The organism is Pleomorphomonas diazotrophica, from assembly GCF_002844595.1.
Taxonomy (GTDB): Bacteria; Pseudomonadota; Alphaproteobacteria; order Rhizobiales; family Pleomorphomonadaceae; genus Pleomorphomonas; species Pleomorphomonas diazotrophica.
On record NZ_PJNW01000029.1, the window covers coordinates 1 to 474 of the forward strand.

Here is a 474-nt window from a genome sequence, read left to right on the forward strand (position 1 = left end):
ATCGCCAAGGCGCTGTCCAAGAAGGTGAAGCTGCTCATCCTCGACGAGCCCACCGCCTCGCTCAACGAGAGCGACTCCAACGCGCTGCTCGATCTGCTCCTGGAGTTCAAGAAGCAGGGGCTGACCTCGATCATCATCTCGCACAAGCTCAACGAGATCTCCCGCGTCGCCGACAAGATCACGGTGCTGCGCGATGGCGCCACCGTCGAGACGCTCGACTGCCATGCCGAGAAGATCTCGGAGGCGCGCATCATCCGCGGCATGGTCGGCCGCGAGCTCTCCGACCGCTTCCCCAAGCGCGTGCCGAAGATCGGCGAGACCATCTTCGAGGTGCGCAACTGGACGGCCTATCACCCGATCCATTCCGATCGGAAGATCTCCAACGGCATCAACCTCAACGTCAAGCGCGGCGAGGTGGTGGGCATCGCCGGCCTGATGGGCGCCGGCCGCACCGAGTTCGCCATGAGCGTCTTC

At 63.9% G+C, this 474-nt stretch carries 1 pseudogene; it reads left to right on the top strand.

What is annotated here, in order from left to right:
* A pseudogene (locus CXZ10_RS21245) lies at positions 1–474 on the top strand (ABC transporter ATP-binding protein); the annotation flags it as partial.